Consider the following 15382-nt stretch of genomic DNA (forward strand, 5'->3'; position numbering starts at 1 on the left):
CATAAAAGGAGATTTACTCCGATTTTATTCATTAAAAAATATTGAGGGGGAATTATATTGACTAGTTTCAAGATGAAAAAGAGTCTTTTATTGATGCTTGTTTTGGGAGCGATGTTGTTTTTTATGGCAGCGTGTTCGGATGATGATGCTGGAGAAGCGAAAGGGGATTCACCAGATGACGTAAAGGAATCCGGTGAGCTATCTGGGGAAGTTGAATTTATGACTATCTCATTAAGTCCTACTTTTGACGAGTACTTGAATAATTTAAAAGAAACGTTCGAAACAGAAAACCCAAAAGTAAAGGTATCTATTAGAGATGTACCTTATGAACAAGTGGAACAAATAATTTTGACATCTGCAGCAAGTGGGAATATGCCAGATGTAATGAATCTTAATACCGAATTTGTGAAGAAAATAGCAGCAAATGGAGCATTAGTTAATATGGATGAGGCTGCAGCAGACGTCAAGGATACTTTCTTTGAAGGACTATGGGAAACGGGTGGTGTAAACGGTTCTGTTTATGCATTACCTTGGTATACCACTACTAGTGGAATGATTTACAATCCAGATATTCTAAAAGAAGCAGGCTTTGACGAACCACCTTCAACATTTGAAGAGGCATGGGAAATGTCTAAAGTTATTAAGGAAAAAACAGGAGCTTATGGAGAAGTAATTGCACCGGATATGCATTTATTGTTTCCAAAGAATGGTATTAATATTTTGAATGAAGATTATACAGCAGCGGCCTTTAATACACCGGAAGCTGTAGAACTATGGACATCTTATAAAAAGTATCATGACGAAGGATTATTTCCTTTAGATATTATGTTAAAGCAAGTGTCAATGCCTGAACTATATGCACAGGAAAAAGTTGCTTGGTGGTCGACAGGTCCTCAGCTTTTCCGTCAAGTAAACGATCTTTCTCCAGAAGTGTATGAAAAATCCATGGCAGCTCCTGCATTAAAAGGTGATGCTGGAAAGCAACATGCTAACCCAATGAATATTGCCGTGTCGGCATCTAGTAAATCGAAAGAAGCAGCTGTTGCATTTGCTAAGTTTGTAACAAATGCAGAGAACCAATTGGAATTTGGTAAACTTGCATCTGTATTACCTCCAGTTGAAGAGGCAGTTAATGATGAATTTTTTGCACAAGGAGCAGATTCAAAGGATGCAACTGAGAGAGGAAAGTATTATGCAGCACAATCACTTGCAGATGCAGTAAATATGACTCCTGCAACTGAGCATGTGTCTAAAGTTAATGAGGCTATTCATACTGCTTTCCAACGAGTAATTTTAGAAGATAAGGATCCGGCAGAAGCGCTAAAAGAAGCTGAAGCAGAAGTAAACAATATTCTTCAATAAATTTATTGGACCTCCGATTAGAGGGGGTCCACTACTCTTCTAAGGAGGTTAACTTATGTATAAAGCAAGACATGCTTGGGGATTTTTATCTCTGCCACTTCTCCTACTGCTTCTCTTCACATTTATTCCAACTATTGCAGCATTTGTTTTGAGTTTTACAAACTATAATGTGTTTCGTCCATTGGAATTTGTAGGATTAACAAACTATATCGATGCATTTATGGATGCAACATTTAGAAAGGCAATGTTTAACACTGTTTATTACTGGTTGCTTGTTACGCCTGCATTAGTAATATTACCAATTTTCGTAGCTATCTTAGTAAATCAGAAGCTTAAGGGAGTTAAGGTTTTCAGGCTTATTTTTTATTTTCCTACATTAGTTTCTGTAGTTGTAACTGCAATTCTTTTTACTTGGATGTTTGCCGAACAGGGAATCATTAATTATTTATTTAGTCTTGTAGGAATAGATCCAGTTGGCTGGTTAACCAATACGTTTACCGCTATGCCTGCATTGGCAATAGTGACAATCTGGCAAGGATTCGGATATTACATGCTTTTTTATTTAGCAGCTCTCCAAGGGGTACCAAACGACTTGTATGAAGCAGCGGAATTAGATGGAGCTAGTTCTTGGAAAAAACACTTACATATTACGATACCTATGATTAAACCAATGATCTTTTTTGTGGCCGTTATATCAACAATGGGAGCATTTAAAGAATTTACCTTGATGTTAACCATGACAAATGGTGGTCCCTTGAGCTCAACTACTACAGCTGTATTTCTAGTATTTAAAGAAGCATTTACAAATCTTGAAATGGGATATGCGAGCGCAATTTCATTTATTTTATTTGTTTTTATTCTAATAATCACACTTATAAATCAAAAGTTGTTGGATAATAATCCGGAGAAATAACGGAGGTGAATACATTGGCACAATCGATAATCGAAGAAGATATGAATAAAACGACAAATCAAACCGGCAAAAAATCTAAGTCTGATAATCCAAGCAAAAGAATAAATAAACAAAAACTATTATTTAAATTGTTATCTTATCTACTCCTCTTAGTAATAACATGTATTACCATTGTCCCTTTCCTATTTGCGCTATCCACTTCTTTAAAAGGAACGAATGATGTCTTATTTTCTATACCACCTCAATTAATACCAAAGAATATTACTTTCGATAACTTCATTACTGTATGGAATACATTGCCTATAGCTAGATACTTAATGAATAGTGTAATCCTAACTTTTTTTGGGGTAGTACTTCCCTTAATGTTATGTTCCTTTGCAGCTTTTCCACTAGCAAGAATGACCTTCAAAGGTCGTAATTTCGTGTTTTTGCTAGTTATTGCGACAATGATGATCCCTGGAGAAGTCACAATGATTCCAACCTACCTAATCATCGATAAGTTGGGTTTAATGGGCTCTTATGCTGGTGTTATTTTACCTGGGGCAATAAGTGTTATGGGTATTTTCTTGATGAGACAAGGATTTATGGGCATTCCTAAGGAAGTGGAAGAGTCTGCTATTATTGATGGGGCAAACGTGTGGCAAGTATTCTGGAAAATCATGTTCCCTATGGTTAAACCGATGCTCGGTGTTCTTACCATCCTAAGCTTTATGGGGGCATGGAACAGTTTCCTATGGCCATTACTTATCCTAAACGATCCAAGTACTTATCCGATAACCTTAGGTCTGTATCAACTTCAAGGGGCATTTTCTGCGAACACAAGACTTGTTGCAGCTGGAGCTATGATTGCTTTAGTTCCAATTATTATCGTGTTTATAGCATTTCAACGCTATTTTATAGAGGCTGCATATTCTAGCTCAGTGAAGGGGTAAAAGATTACGAAGGAGGTAAATCTGTTTTGGATGCAATAACTTCTGGTATCTACGCTGGATTTGATTGGTTTATACGAATTGTTAAGCTCAATCTGTTATGGCTATTCTCATGCATAGCTGGAGTTTTTATATTTAGTATGTTTCCGGCTACAAGAGCAGCTTTTGTAGTAACAAATGAATGGACAAAAGGAAATACAGATATATCTGTTTGGGGGACGTTTAAAACATCCTTTAAAAAGAATTATTGGAAGTCGCAATCAATGGGCTATTTGCTAGGGTTAATCTTTTTTATCCTTATTATAGATCTTAGATTATTTCTTTCTTTTGAAAGTAATATAATTTGGAGTTCTTTAATAGTTACCTTTTCTATTTTCTTAGTCTTTTTATTAGTAATCAGTTTTTATGCTTTCCCAATGATAGTAGAATCCGAATTAAGTATGAAAGATACGCTTAAGACAGCATTCTTTACAGGGTTTTCTTATCCACACTGGACTTTCATTAACCTTTTAGGTGTATTGACGGTAACTTTTATAACTATCATCTATCCGATTTCGTTACTATTTTTGTCAGGTGGGGTAATCTTTTTATGGATAACCTGCATGAACAAAATTGTAAAGGCTAAGATTGAAACAAAATATGAAAAGTTACATGGAATTACGGAATAAATCTGTATGGTGAACGGTGTGACGGTATTGAACAAAAATAATAATCTTATAGATTAGTACAAACAGTGGTGATTAGATGAGAAAGTCGGACTTCTTTAGTAAGGTTAAAGGTAAATTGATTGTTTCTTGTCAGGCTCTAGAGGATGAACCTTTACATGGCTCAAACATAATGGCTAAGATGGCAGTAGCAGCAGAACAAGGTGGTGCCTCTGGAATAAGGGCAAATGGAAGTGAAGATATTAAGGCAATAGAGCAAGTGACAAGCTTGCCGATAATTGGTCTTGTAAAGCGAGACTACGAGGATAGTGAGGTTTATATCACACCTACTAGAAAGGAAGTAGACGAGCTACTAGATACAGGTGTGGTTATGATTGCACTAGATGCAACATCTAGAAGTCGTCCCAACGAAGAAAACCTTCCTGACCTGATTACGTATATTAAACAACATGGCAGATTAGTGCTAGCAGATATCTCTACCGTCGAGGAGGGCTTGAAGGCTTTAGAATATGGTGCAGATTGTGTCTCAACTACCCTGTCAGGGTACACATCATATACTAGAAGTAGTAACAGCGGTCCCGATATAGAATTGGTAGAGGAGCTTTCTAGGTTAACGAGTAAACCAGTAATAGCAGAGGGTAGGGTGAATAACCCAGAAGAAGTAAGTATCCTTTTAGAAAAAGGGGCACACACAGTAGTTGTTGGATCAGCCATTACAAGACCACAGCATATTACGGAAAAGTTCGTTCAAGCACTGAACATTAAAAATGCATAAATGCAGGTAGTCTTTGAAAAAGTGAAGCTAAGTACCGGCATAGACAATAATTAACGCGGACGCACAGTCTTTCGGATGTAAAGTTCCCGAAGAGGTATGGTTTAGCTAAAAACTGTATTCAAAGAAGTAATAGTATAAAATAGAAGTATATATTTTATATTAACATTTCCTAAGATAAGGACGGTAGAATACATGAAAATGCCTATAATAGAAATAATAAATAGTTACTATCCATCATTGACTAACTCAGAGCAAAAAGTAGCAACATTTGTCCAAGAAAATTTGGGTAAGGTTATTTATTATTCGGTAACAGATTTAGCCGATGAAGCAGGCGTTGGAGAAACTACTGTACTTAGATTTTGTAGGAAGATAGGATTAAAAGGGTATCAAGAATTTAAACTAACGATTGCTCAAAACTTGTCTGAGGGTGAAAGAGACAAAGATAACTCGGAAGCATCTAATTTTATCCAATCCATTAGAGGGAATACCATTAAGGCAATAGAAAATACAGCTTCTATGATTATTGAGAACGATTTAGAGGCAGCTATCGAACTATTAAATAAGGCTCGAACCATTAGTTTCTTTGGAGTTGGTACCTCTGGAATAACTGCATTAGACGCGAAAAGTAGATTGTTAAGAATCGGTAGACCTTCAGAAGCAATTACGGATTCACATTTACAAGCTATGTCTGCGGCCACGCTTACTGCAGAGGATGTAGTAGTTGGCCTTAGTATATCTGGAAGTACTAGGGATACATTGGAGGCGCTAGAGATAGCTAAAATGGCTGGAGCAAAAATCATTGCCATTACGTATTATTCACGTTCTCCTATTACTCAATTTGCAGATATTGTCTTACTAGGCGGAGCAAAAGAGTCTCCATTGGAAGGTGGATCATTAACGGCTAAAATTTCTCAGCTTTTTATCGTCGATCTTTTATGCACAGGATTAGCGTTACAATCAAAAGATAAATCACTAGAGATGAAGCAGAAAACCGCAAAGGCTGTTGTAAACAAAATCTATTAATCGTCTTAAGGCTTATGAGTTATAGTTAATGGGGGCTCCCGGGTATTAAATTTAATACTAGGGAGTTTATTTCTTTCCGTATAATCTATATAAAATATCATTCATATAACGAATGTTGTATTGAAAATTCTCCACACGTAACAATCCCATCGTTACCCTCAGAGGTGAAATTTACTCTCATTCAAATTCAAAATGTCCTTCCTTCTTAACCAATCAATAAATGCTCTGTAGTTCCCTTCTTTTTCAATTTTCTAATTGGTTTATACATTAATTGAATACCGATATATAGAATGAAATTCATTTTACATGTTTCCATACTCCATGCAGGTTCCCAGATTATATATGTTCATAAAGGGTATATATTAGAATATCTTCTACCTATGAGGAACTATTATTTAAAGGAGTTGGAAGAATGTTAGAAAATGCATGGATTATGGTGTTGACGATTTTTGTCATTAACATTGTATACGTTACGTTATCCACTACTAGGATGATTCTTACGTTAAAGGGATATCGATATATTGCTGCATTTATGAGTATTGTAGAGGTTACTGTATATGTAGTAGGACTTGGCCTAGTGTTAGATAACTTGGATGCTATTCAAAATCTTGTTGCCTATGCACTTGGTTTTGGAACAGGAATCATTGTTGGTTCTAAGCTTGAGGAAAAGATGTCTTTAGGATATATTATGGTTAATGCTATTTCTGTGGAAAGTGATGTAAACCACTTATCTAATATCCTTCGAGAAGAAGGATATGGGGTTACAGATTGGACGGTAAATGGTCTAGCTGGGCAAAGACAAGCCCTTCAAATATTAACGCCTAGGAAATACGAGAATAAGTTATATGCTCGATTAAAGGAAATTGATCCAAAAATATTTATTATTGCACATGAGCCTAAAACTATTCATGGCGGGTTCTGGGTTAAAACGATTAGGAAAGGGAAGCTCTTTAGATGAAGCAAGAAACACAATGGTTTGAAGTGCAAGAAAACGAAAGCATTGCAGCCTGTATGGAAAAGATGGCAGAGCATGGCTTTCAAGTGGTTGGTAGGCGAGAAGAGCCTTTATTTGCAGAGGTGGATGGAAAACCTGTTCCTATCAGGCAAATTATTCAATTAAAAGGTATTAAAGAAAAGAAATAATAGAAAATACATCAAAAACCGAACATTGTAGTTTTCTGAAAATTTATTGTTCGCTTTTAGGCGTTGACGTTGCTATCTAGACTTGTTAGAATATTAATAGTAATAGAACGATTTAATCCCCATATATGCTAAAGAATTGGCTTTAGCGTTTCTACCAAGTCACCGTAAATGACAGGACTATGAGGGAAAGCGACTTTTGGAAACTGCTAAAAGGGTGTGTTCTTCTATGCATATGCAAGTATCAAACACCCTTACTATGTTCCTCAAGTAAACTGCTTTTCTTCTTAAAGAAAGTAGTTTATTTGAGGAATTTTTTGTTTAAAAGGAAGGGACGAAAATAATGGACGCAAAAATTGGTGTAATTATGGGTAGTTCTAGTGATTGGGAAACGATGAAGCATAGCTGTGAAATATTAGAGGAGTTACATATTCCATATGAGAAACAGGTGGTATCTGCACATCGCACTCCTGATCTTATGTTTGAATATGCGGAACAAGCGCGAGGAAGAGGTATTCAGGTAATTATTGCTGGAGCAGGCGGAGCAGCACATCTACCAGGAATGGTGGCGGCAAAGACGACACTTCCGGTTATAGGTGTACCAGTTCAATCCAAGGCATTGAATGGATTGGATTCTTTGTTATCAATTGTTCAAATGCCTGGAGGAGTTCCAGTAGCAACGGTGGCAATAGGCAAGGCCGGTGCTACAAATGCAGGTTTACTAGCTGCACAAATTCTTTCCATTCAAAATGACGAAATTGCTATTCGGTTAGAAAATAGAAGAGAAGCAATTAAAAAAAATGTCTTAGAAAGTAATGGTGAGCTACGATGAAGACAATCTATCCGGGACAAACAATAGGGATTATTGGCGGGGGACAGCTCGGCAGAATGATGGCCCTTGCAGCTAAAGAAGCTGGATTTAAAGTGGCTGTCCTTGAACCAAAGATGGACTCTCCTTGTGGTCAGATTGCAGATATTCAAATTGTTGCACCATATAACGATGAGGCAGCTTTAGAAGAGCTTGCCGAAGTTAGTGAAGTGATAACCTATGAATTTGAAAATATAGATTATGAAGGTTTAAAGAGACTTACAGAAATTGCTTATGTTCCTCAAGGAGCGGAGCTTGTAAAAATTACACAAGACCGAATTTTGGAGAAGAGATCGATTCGAGCAGCTGGAGTGCCAGTGGCAAAATTTATAGAGGTACAAAGCTTTGAGGAGCTATCCTCCAACATAGATAATATCGGCTATCCATGCGTGGTGAAAACTACACGTGGAGGGTATGATGGAAAAGGGCAGCAGATTGTTAAAAGTAAGGAAGAGTTACAACTAGCTAAGCCTCTTTTTCAACACTCACCATGCATAGCGGAAGCATTTGTACCATTTACTAAAGAGATTTCAGTAATTGTACAAAGAAATGGAAATGGAGAAACGTATTGCTTACCAATCGGAGAAAATATTCATGTGAATCATATTTTACATGAAACTATAGTGCCAGCGAGAATTAGTAAATCTCTATCTCAAAAAGCGGTAGAGGCTGCGGAAGTAATTGCGAACCATTTGAATCTTGTAGGAACGCTTGCTGTAGAAATGTTTGTGCTTGAAGGCGACAAGATATTAATAAATGAGTTAGCTCCTAGACCTCATAATTCAGGTCACTATTCTATAGAAGCTTGTAATGTATCTCAATTCCATCAGCATATAAGAGCGGTGTGTGGCTGGCCTTTAAGACAACCGAAGCTATGGACGAACTCAGTTATGGTCAACATACTAGGACAGCATGTAATTCCTGTAACAAACTCGCTCAGTAAGTATCCAAATTGGTCGCTACACCTGTATGGCAAAAGTGAGGCTATGGAAAACAGAAAGATGGGACACGTTACGATTCTTTCGGACGATATTGAGAAAACACTAGTAGAAATCGAACAATCAAAAATTTGGTCTTAATTTGGAGGAATAAAAATGATAGAACGTTATACACGCCCTGAAATGGGAGCGATTTGGACAGAAGAAAACAAATACAATGCCTGGTTAGAGGTAGAAATTTTAGCCTGTGAGGCATGGGCAGAAATAGGTGATATTCCAAAGGAGGATGTCGCACTTCTTCGTAAAAATGCTTCCTTTTCGGTAGACCGTATTTTAGAGATTGAACAAGAGACAAGACATGATGTTGTAGCATTCACTCGTGCAGTATCTGAAACATTAGGAGAAGAGCGTAAATGGGTACATTATGGATTAACTTCTACAGACGTAGTCGATACTGCTCTTTCTTATGTGATTAAACAAGCGAACAGTATACTACGAAAAGACATTCAAAGCTTTATCGAAATCTTAGAAAATAAAGCAAAAGAACATAAATATACGGTAATGATGGGACGTACTCATGGTGTTCATGCAGAGCCGACTACATTCGGTTTAAAGCTAGCACTATGGACAGAAGAAATGAAGCGTAACCTGGAGCGCTTTGAAGCAGCAGCTAAAGTAATTGAGACAGGTAAGATGTCAGGAGCGGTTGGTACGTATGCAAATATCGATCCATTTGTAGAGCAGTACGTATGTGAAAAGCTCGGATTAGCAGCTTCTCCAATCTCTACTCAAACCTTACAGCGTGATCGTCATGCTCAATATTTAAGTGTAATAGCGCTAGTAGCTACTTCTATCGAAAAATTTGCTACAGAGATTCGTGGACTGCAAAAGTCAGAAACTCGTGAAGTAGAAGAGTTTTTCTCAAAAGGACAAAAGGGTTCATCAGCAATGCCACATAAACGTAATCCAATTGGATCTGAGAATATGGTTGGGATGGCAAGACTTATTCGTGGTTATATGATGACTGCCTATGAAAACGTAGCGCTATGGCATGAAAGAGATATCTCTCATTCATCTGCAGAGCGTGTAATCTTACCGGATGCAACCATTGCATTGAACTATATGTTGAATCGTTTTAGTAACATTGTGAAGAACCTTACCGTGTTCCCTGAGAACATGAAACGTAATATGGATTCCACGTTAGGTTTAATATATTCACAGCGAGTTTTACTTGCATTGATCGACAAAGGGCTGGCGCGCGAAACAGCATACGATACGGTACAGCCACTTGCTATGAAGGCATGGGAATCTCAAAAGGCATTCCGTAGCTTTGTGGATGCAGATGAAAAAATTACTTCATTATTAACTAAAGAAGAATTGGATGATTGCTTTGACTACAATTACCACATTCAGCACGTCGATATGATTTTTGACCGCTTAGGCTTAAATAAATAGAGTTAACAAAAACATCAAGACATATCTGATTATATGGGGGAAACTATCGTGATAAAAGGCGATCTATTATACGAAGGTAAAGCAAAAAGATTATATGCAACGGAGAACGAAGAGGTTCTCTACGTTACATATAAGGATAGTGCAACTGCATTTAACGGAGAGAAGAAGGCAGAAATCAATGGTAAGGGCATATTAAATAACAAAATTACTACTATTCTTTTCGAACAGCTAAAGAAGTATGGGATTGAATCTCATTTTATTGAGCAGCTTTCTGAAAATGACCAACTGGTAAAGAAAGTAGAGATTATCCCGCTTGAGGTTGTTGTAAGAAATATAGCTGCCGGAAGTCTTTCTAAGAGACTTGGTTTGGAAGAGGGGACCCTTCTAAAACATCCAATTGTTGAGTTTTATCTAAAGGATGACGAGCTTGGTGACCCACTTTTAACAAATGCACATTTAGATTTATTGGAAATTGCTTCTTCTGAAGAAATAGATACGCTTCAAACGATGGCACTCAAGGTTAACCAAGTGCTTCTCCCAATATTCTCTGATATTGGTGTTACTTTAGTAGATTTCAAATTAGAGTTTGGTAAAACAGCGGACGGTTCTATTTTGCTTGCCGATGAAATCTCTCCGGATACTTGTCGACTTTGGGACAAGGAAACAAACCAAAAACTAGATAAAGACGTGTTCAGACGCAATTTAGGAAGCTTAACAGAAGTTTATGAGATTATACTTTCCCGTCTAGGAGGACTATCAAAATGAAAAAAGTTAAAGTATATGTGACACTTCGTGAAAGTGTATTAGATCCACAAGGGAGTGCAGTAATGGGTGCACTACATTCTATGGAATACAAAGAAGTTACGGACGTGAGAATTGGTAAATATCTGGAGCTCCAAATAGAAGAAGGAACACGTGATTTAGATGCAATGATAAGAGAGATGTGTGAAAAGCTTTTAACGAATACAGTAATTGAAGATTATCGCTATGAGGTGGAGGAGGCTGTCAGCAAATGAAGTTCGCTGTCATCGTATTTCCAGGATCCAATTGTGATTTAGATATGTACCATGCGATTAAAGATGAGCTTGGCGAAGAAGTAGAATACGTTTGGCATGATGAGAAGGATTTAAGCAAATTTGATGCCATTTTACTGCCAGGTGGGTTCTCTTATGGTGACTACCTACGTTGTGGTGCCATTTCTCGCTTCTCAAATATTATGTCTGAAGTGGTGAAGGCTGCAGAAGCTGGTAAGCCAGTTCTAGGTGTTTGTAATGGATTTCAAGTGCTGACAGAGGCTGGCCTTTTACCAGGTGCCTTATTGCGCAACAAAGACTTAAAGTTTATGTGTCGCACGGTTGACTTAAGAGTAGTAAATAATGAAACCCAATTTACCTCTGCTTATAAGAAGAATGATGTGATTCAGATCCCGATTGCCCACGGAGAAGGTAATTATTATTGTGATGAACTAACATTGATGTCACTAAAGGAAAACAACCAAATTGTCTTTACCTATGCTTCTGACAATCCAAATGGAAGCATAGAAGATATTGCAGGTATTGTAAACGAAAGAGGAAATGTACTTGGGATGATGCCTCACCCAGAGCGCGCTGTAAGCGAAATGATGGGTGGAAGTGATGGATTAGCATTATTCAAATCTATTTTGAAACAGTGGAGGGAATCTCATGTCAGTCATGCTTGAACCGAATGCGGAGCAGATTAAAGAACAAAAGCTATATGCTCAAATGGGAATGTCCGATGAAGAATTTGCGATGGTGGAAAAAATCCTAGGAAGACTGCCTAATTATACAGAGACTGGTTTATTCTCTGTTATGTGGTCGGAGCACTGCTCTTATAAAAATTCTAAGCCAGTTCTACGTAAATTCCCTACAAAGGGACCTCAAGTTTTACAAGGGCCAGGAGAGGGTGCAGGTATTGTCGACATTGGTGATGGGCAGGCTGTAGTTTTTAAAATGGAATCGCATAACCATCCCTCTGCAATCGAGCCTTATCAAGGAGCTGCAACAGGAGTAGGCGGAATTATTCGAGATGTCTTTTCAATGGGAGCACGTCCAATTGCTATGTTAAATTCTTTGCGATTTGGTGAACTAAAAACACCACGCGTTAAATATTTGTTTGAAGAAGTAGTGGCAGGTATTGCTGGCTATGGTAACTGTATTGGTATTCCAACAGTTGGCGGAGAAATTCAGTTTGATGACTGTTACGAGGGTAACCCACTAGTAAATGCTATGTGTGTCGGTTTAATCAACCATGAGGATATCCAAAAAGGAATAGCAGCTGGTGAAGGTAATACAGTGATGTATGCTGGAGCAAAAACAGGACGTGATGGAATTCATGGTGCGACATTCGCCTCGGAAGAATTGACGGAAGCTTCTGAAGAAAAGCGTCCTGCAGTTCAAGTAGGGGATCCATTTATGGAAAAGCTTTTATTAGAAGCATGTCTAGAGGTTATTAAATCGGATGCAATTATCGGGATTCAAGACATGGGAGCAGCTGGTTTAACTTCTTCCTCGGCAGAAATGGCTTCAAAAGCTGGGCACGGAGTAGAGATGAACTTAGACTTTGTTCCACAGCGCGAAACTGGTATGACTGCCTATGAAATGATGCTATCTGAATCACAGGAACGCATGCTAATTGTTGTTAAAAAGGGCCGTGAAGAAGAAATCGTTGAGGTTTTTGAAAAGTATGGTCTAGATTGTGTTGCTGTAGGTAAGGTAACAAATGATAAAATGCTTCGCCTTCTTCATAATGGCGAGATTGTAGCCGAGGTTCCAGCAGATGCACTTGCTGAGGAAGCACCGGTTTATCATAAGCCTTCTAAAATTCCTGCTTATTACACAGAATTCCAAGCTATGGAAAACAAAGAACCTGTAGTAACGGACTATAACGAAGCTCTTATAAAGCTTCTTCAACAGCCTACAATTGCTTCAAAGGAATGGGTGTACGATCAATATGACTATCAGGTTAGAACTAGTACAGTAGTTACTCCTGGTTCCGATGCAGCAGTTGTACGTGTTCGTGGGACAAATAAAGGCCTTGCTATGACGACAGATTGCAACTCTCGCTATATTTATTTAGATCCAGTAGCCGGAGGGAAAATTGCAGTGGCAGAGGCAGCACGTAATGTAGTGTGTTCAGGAGCTAAGCCATTGGCAATTACTGATTGTCTGAATTTCGGTAACCCTGAAAACCCGGAAATCTTCTGGCAGTTAGATCAGTCAGCAGAAGGGATAGCTGCTGCTTGTATCGCCTTAGACTCACCGGTAATTGGAGGAAATGTGTCCCTTTATAATGAAAGAAGTGGAACAGCCGTTTATCCAACACCAACCATTGGTCTTGTAGGATTAGTAGAGGATTTGGCTCATGTAACAACTCAATTTGTTAAGCAAGCGGGAGATCTCGTTTATTTGATTGGTGACACTAAAACAGAATTCGGTGGCTCGGAGCTACAAAAATTAGTAGAAGGTCGCATTTTTGGTCAAGCGCCTTCCATCGATTTAGAGGTAGAAGCAGCTCGCCAACAAGCCTTATTATCAGCTATTCAAGCTGGTTTAGTACAGTCAGCCCATGATATCGCAGAGGGTGGTTTTGCAGTAGCATTAGCTGAAAAAGCATTTGGCGCTAAAGGTCTTGGAGTAGAAGTGACGGTTCAAGGTTCAGCAGTAACGACTTTATTTAGTGAATCCCAATCTCGTTTCATCGTGACGATCAAGCCAGAGGATGTTGAACAGTTTGAAGCAATTGTAGAAGATGCTGTGAAAATTGGCCAGGTAACTGATACAAATAATCTAGTAATCTCTCAAGAAGACGGAACTACATGGATCAGCGGTTCTGTTGACGAATTCCGTTCCGCTTGGAAAGGAGCCATACCATGCTTGCTGAACTCAGAGGCTTAAACGAAGAATGTGGTGTGTTTGGTATTTGGGGTCACACCCAGCCAGCGGCCATGAGTTATTATGGACTGCATGCATTACAGCACCGTGGACAGGAGGGTGCAGGGATCGTTGTAACCGATGGCAAATCCTTACGCGCCGTAAAAGGCGAAGGCCTTGTGAATGACGTGTTTAATAATGGAAAGCTGGAGCAGCTGGAAGGGCACTCGGCTATTGCTCATGTTCGTTATGCAACAGCAGGAGGATCTGGACTAGAGAATGTACAGCCTTTACTATTCAATTCTACGACAGGCAGCTTAGCCATTGCGCACAATGGTAACATCGTCAATGCTACTCGTTTGAAGCGTAACCTAGAGCAGCAAGGAAGTATTTTTCAAACGACTTCAGATACAGAAGTGCTTGCTCACTTATTAAAAAAGAGTAAATTACCCTCCTTTGAAGAGCGTGCAAAGCAATCTCTTCGATTACTAGAAGGAGCCTTTGCCTTCATCATTCTGACCGAGGATGGCATGCTAGTCGCGCAGGATCCGCAAGGCATGCGTCCTCTTTCCCTAGGGAAATTAGACGATGCTTGGGTAGTGGCTTCTGAAACAAGTGCCTTCGATTTAATCGGAGCAGAGCTAGTACGCTCTATCCATCCAGGAGAGCTTTTAATTATTAATGACGAAGGTTGTCGTTCGGAACGTTATATTGAAAAAAAGGACCGTGCGATATGTACAATGGAGTATGTCTACTTTTCTCGCCCGGACTCTGATATAGATGGCATAAATATTCATATGGCAAGAAAGCGTTTAGGAAAGCAACTAGCAAATGAAGTATTCATCGATGCAGATGTGGTAACAGGTGTCCCAGACTCCAGTATTTCTGCAGCAATAGGATTTTCAGAATCAACGGGTATTCCGTATGAGCTAGGTCTGATCAAAAACCGTTATGTTGGCCGAACGTTTATCCAGCCATCGCAGGACTTGCGTGAGCGTGGAGTTAAGATGAAGCTATCACCAGTTCGTCAAGTCGTGAAAGGCAAGCGTGTTGTTATGGTTGATGACTCTATCGTTCGTGGAACTACCTCTAGAAGAATTGTAAATATGCTAAAGGAGGCAGGAGCGACAGAGGTTCACGTAGTTATTAGTTCTCCTCCTTTAAAGAATCCGTGCTTTTATGGGATAGATATTAGTTCTGATTCTGAACTGATTGCAGCAAATAATTCTATTGAAGAAATGCGTGAATTGATTGGTGCAGATTCCCTTTCCTTCTTATCGGTGGAGGGAATGGTAGAAGCGATTGGCAGACCAGACGGTGAAAAAAATTGTGGTCATTGCTTAGCCTGCTTTACTGGAGAATACCCGACAGATATATTTCCAGACACAAAATTACCACATGAAAAAGAGCTTGTTCGATAGGAG

The 15382-nt window shown here is 38.8% G+C and carries 16 protein-coding genes and 1 riboswitch; all 16 genes read left to right on the plus strand.

The features are described 5' to 3' along the window. The first annotated feature begins 57 nt into the window (after positions 1 to 57). The 16 genes from MKX96_RS03670 to purF all read left to right on the plus strand — a co-directional run bounded on the left by MKX96_RS03670 (position 58) and on the right by purF (position 15379). The gene (locus MKX96_RS03670; RefSeq protein WP_340882057.1) at positions 58 to 1362 is read left to right on the plus strand and encodes an ABC transporter substrate-binding protein; all 1305 of its coding nucleotides are present in this window, start codon (positions 58 to 60) and stop codon (positions 1360 to 1362) included. 55 nt (positions 1363 to 1417) lie between these two features. Continuing rightward, entirely contained in the window at positions 1418 to 2275 is an 858-nt protein-coding gene (locus MKX96_RS03675) for a carbohydrate ABC transporter permease (protein ID WP_340882058.1), read from the plus strand. Positions 2276 to 2289: 14 nt separating this feature from the next. After that, complete coding sequence (locus tag MKX96_RS03680; protein WP_340882060.1) at positions 2290 to 3207, plus strand: carbohydrate ABC transporter permease; 918 nt, start codon at positions 2290 to 2292, stop codon at positions 3205 to 3207. Positions 3208 to 3233: 26 nt separating this feature from the next. Continuing rightward, on the plus strand, positions 3234 to 3872 hold the full coding sequence (locus tag MKX96_RS03685; RefSeq protein ID WP_340882062.1) for a YesL family protein: 639 nt from the start codon (positions 3234 to 3236) through the stop codon (positions 3870 to 3872). 76 nt (positions 3873 to 3948) lie between these two features. Next, positions 3949 to 4644: an N-acetylmannosamine-6-phosphate 2-epimerase gene (locus MKX96_RS03690; RefSeq protein WP_340882064.1), complete on the plus strand. Its 696-nt coding sequence runs from the start codon at positions 3949 to 3951 to the stop codon at positions 4642 to 4644. A gap of 192 nt (positions 4645 to 4836) precedes the next feature. Next, positions 4837 to 5667 carry a MurR/RpiR family transcriptional regulator gene (locus MKX96_RS03695; protein WP_240949767.1) on the plus strand — a complete coding sequence of 277 codons (831 nt, stop codon included), beginning with the start codon at positions 4837 to 4839 and terminating at the stop codon, positions 5665 to 5667. Positions 5668 to 6079: 412 nt separating this feature from the next. Beyond that, complete coding sequence (locus MKX96_RS03700; protein ID WP_340882067.1) at positions 6080 to 6625, plus strand: DUF2179 domain-containing protein; 546 nt, start codon at positions 6080 to 6082, stop codon at positions 6623 to 6625. Next, positions 6622 to 6810: an NETI motif-containing protein gene (locus tag MKX96_RS03705; RefSeq protein WP_340882069.1), complete on the plus strand. Its 189-nt coding sequence runs from the start codon at positions 6622 to 6624 to the stop codon at positions 6808 to 6810. Before MKX96_RS03700 ends, MKX96_RS03705 begins: the two co-directional genes overlap by 4 nt. 99 nt (positions 6811 to 6909) lie before the next feature. Next, a riboswitch (purine riboswitch) is annotated at positions 6910 to 7010 on the plus strand. A 140-nt stretch (positions 7011 to 7150) separates the two neighbouring features. Beyond that, entirely contained in the window at positions 7151 to 7639 is a 489-nt protein-coding gene (gene purE / locus MKX96_RS03710; RefSeq protein ID WP_340882071.1) for a 5-(carboxyamino)imidazole ribonucleotide mutase, read from the plus strand. Further along, complete coding sequence (gene purK / locus MKX96_RS03715) at positions 7636 to 8754, plus strand: 5-(carboxyamino)imidazole ribonucleotide synthase (RefSeq protein ID WP_251556583.1); 1119 nt, start codon at positions 7636 to 7638, stop codon at positions 8752 to 8754. The genes purE and purK overlap by 4 nt, the downstream gene beginning before the upstream one ends. 15 nt (positions 8755 to 8769) lie before the next feature. Beyond that, entirely contained in the window at positions 8770 to 10068 is a 1299-nt protein-coding gene (gene purB, locus MKX96_RS03720) for an adenylosuccinate lyase (RefSeq protein ID WP_251556581.1), read from the plus strand. Between the two features lie 48 nt (positions 10069 to 10116). Beyond that, positions 10117 to 10833, plus strand: coding sequence for a phosphoribosylaminoimidazolesuccinocarboxamide synthase (purC, locus tag MKX96_RS03725; RefSeq protein WP_340882073.1), 717 nt, complete (start codon positions 10117 to 10119; stop codon positions 10831 to 10833). Beyond that, positions 10830 to 11084: a phosphoribosylformylglycinamidine synthase subunit PurS gene (gene purS, locus MKX96_RS03730; protein WP_169360550.1), complete on the plus strand. Its 255-nt coding sequence runs from the start codon at positions 10830 to 10832 to the stop codon at positions 11082 to 11084. Before purC ends, purS begins: the two co-directional genes overlap by 4 nt. Continuing rightward, the gene (gene purQ / locus MKX96_RS03735; RefSeq protein WP_169360551.1) at positions 11081 to 11767 is read left to right on the plus strand and encodes a phosphoribosylformylglycinamidine synthase subunit PurQ; all 687 of its coding nucleotides are present in this window, start codon (positions 11081 to 11083) and stop codon (positions 11765 to 11767) included. Before purS ends, purQ begins: the two co-directional genes overlap by 4 nt. Then, entirely contained in the window at positions 11751 to 13982 is a 2232-nt protein-coding gene (purL, locus tag MKX96_RS03740) for a phosphoribosylformylglycinamidine synthase subunit PurL (RefSeq protein WP_340882077.1), read from the plus strand. Before purQ ends, purL begins: the two co-directional genes overlap by 17 nt. Further along, positions 13958 to 15379, plus strand: coding sequence for an amidophosphoribosyltransferase (gene purF, locus MKX96_RS03745; protein WP_298470737.1), 1422 nt, complete (start codon positions 13958 to 13960; stop codon positions 15377 to 15379). The genes purL and purF overlap by 25 nt, the downstream gene beginning before the upstream one ends. The last annotated feature ends 3 nt before the right edge of the window (positions 15380 to 15382 follow it).

The sequence above is a fragment of the Psychrobacillus sp. FSL W7-1493 genome (genome assembly GCF_038004905.1).
Taxonomy (GTDB): Bacteria; Bacillota; Bacilli; order Bacillales_A; family Planococcaceae; genus Psychrobacillus.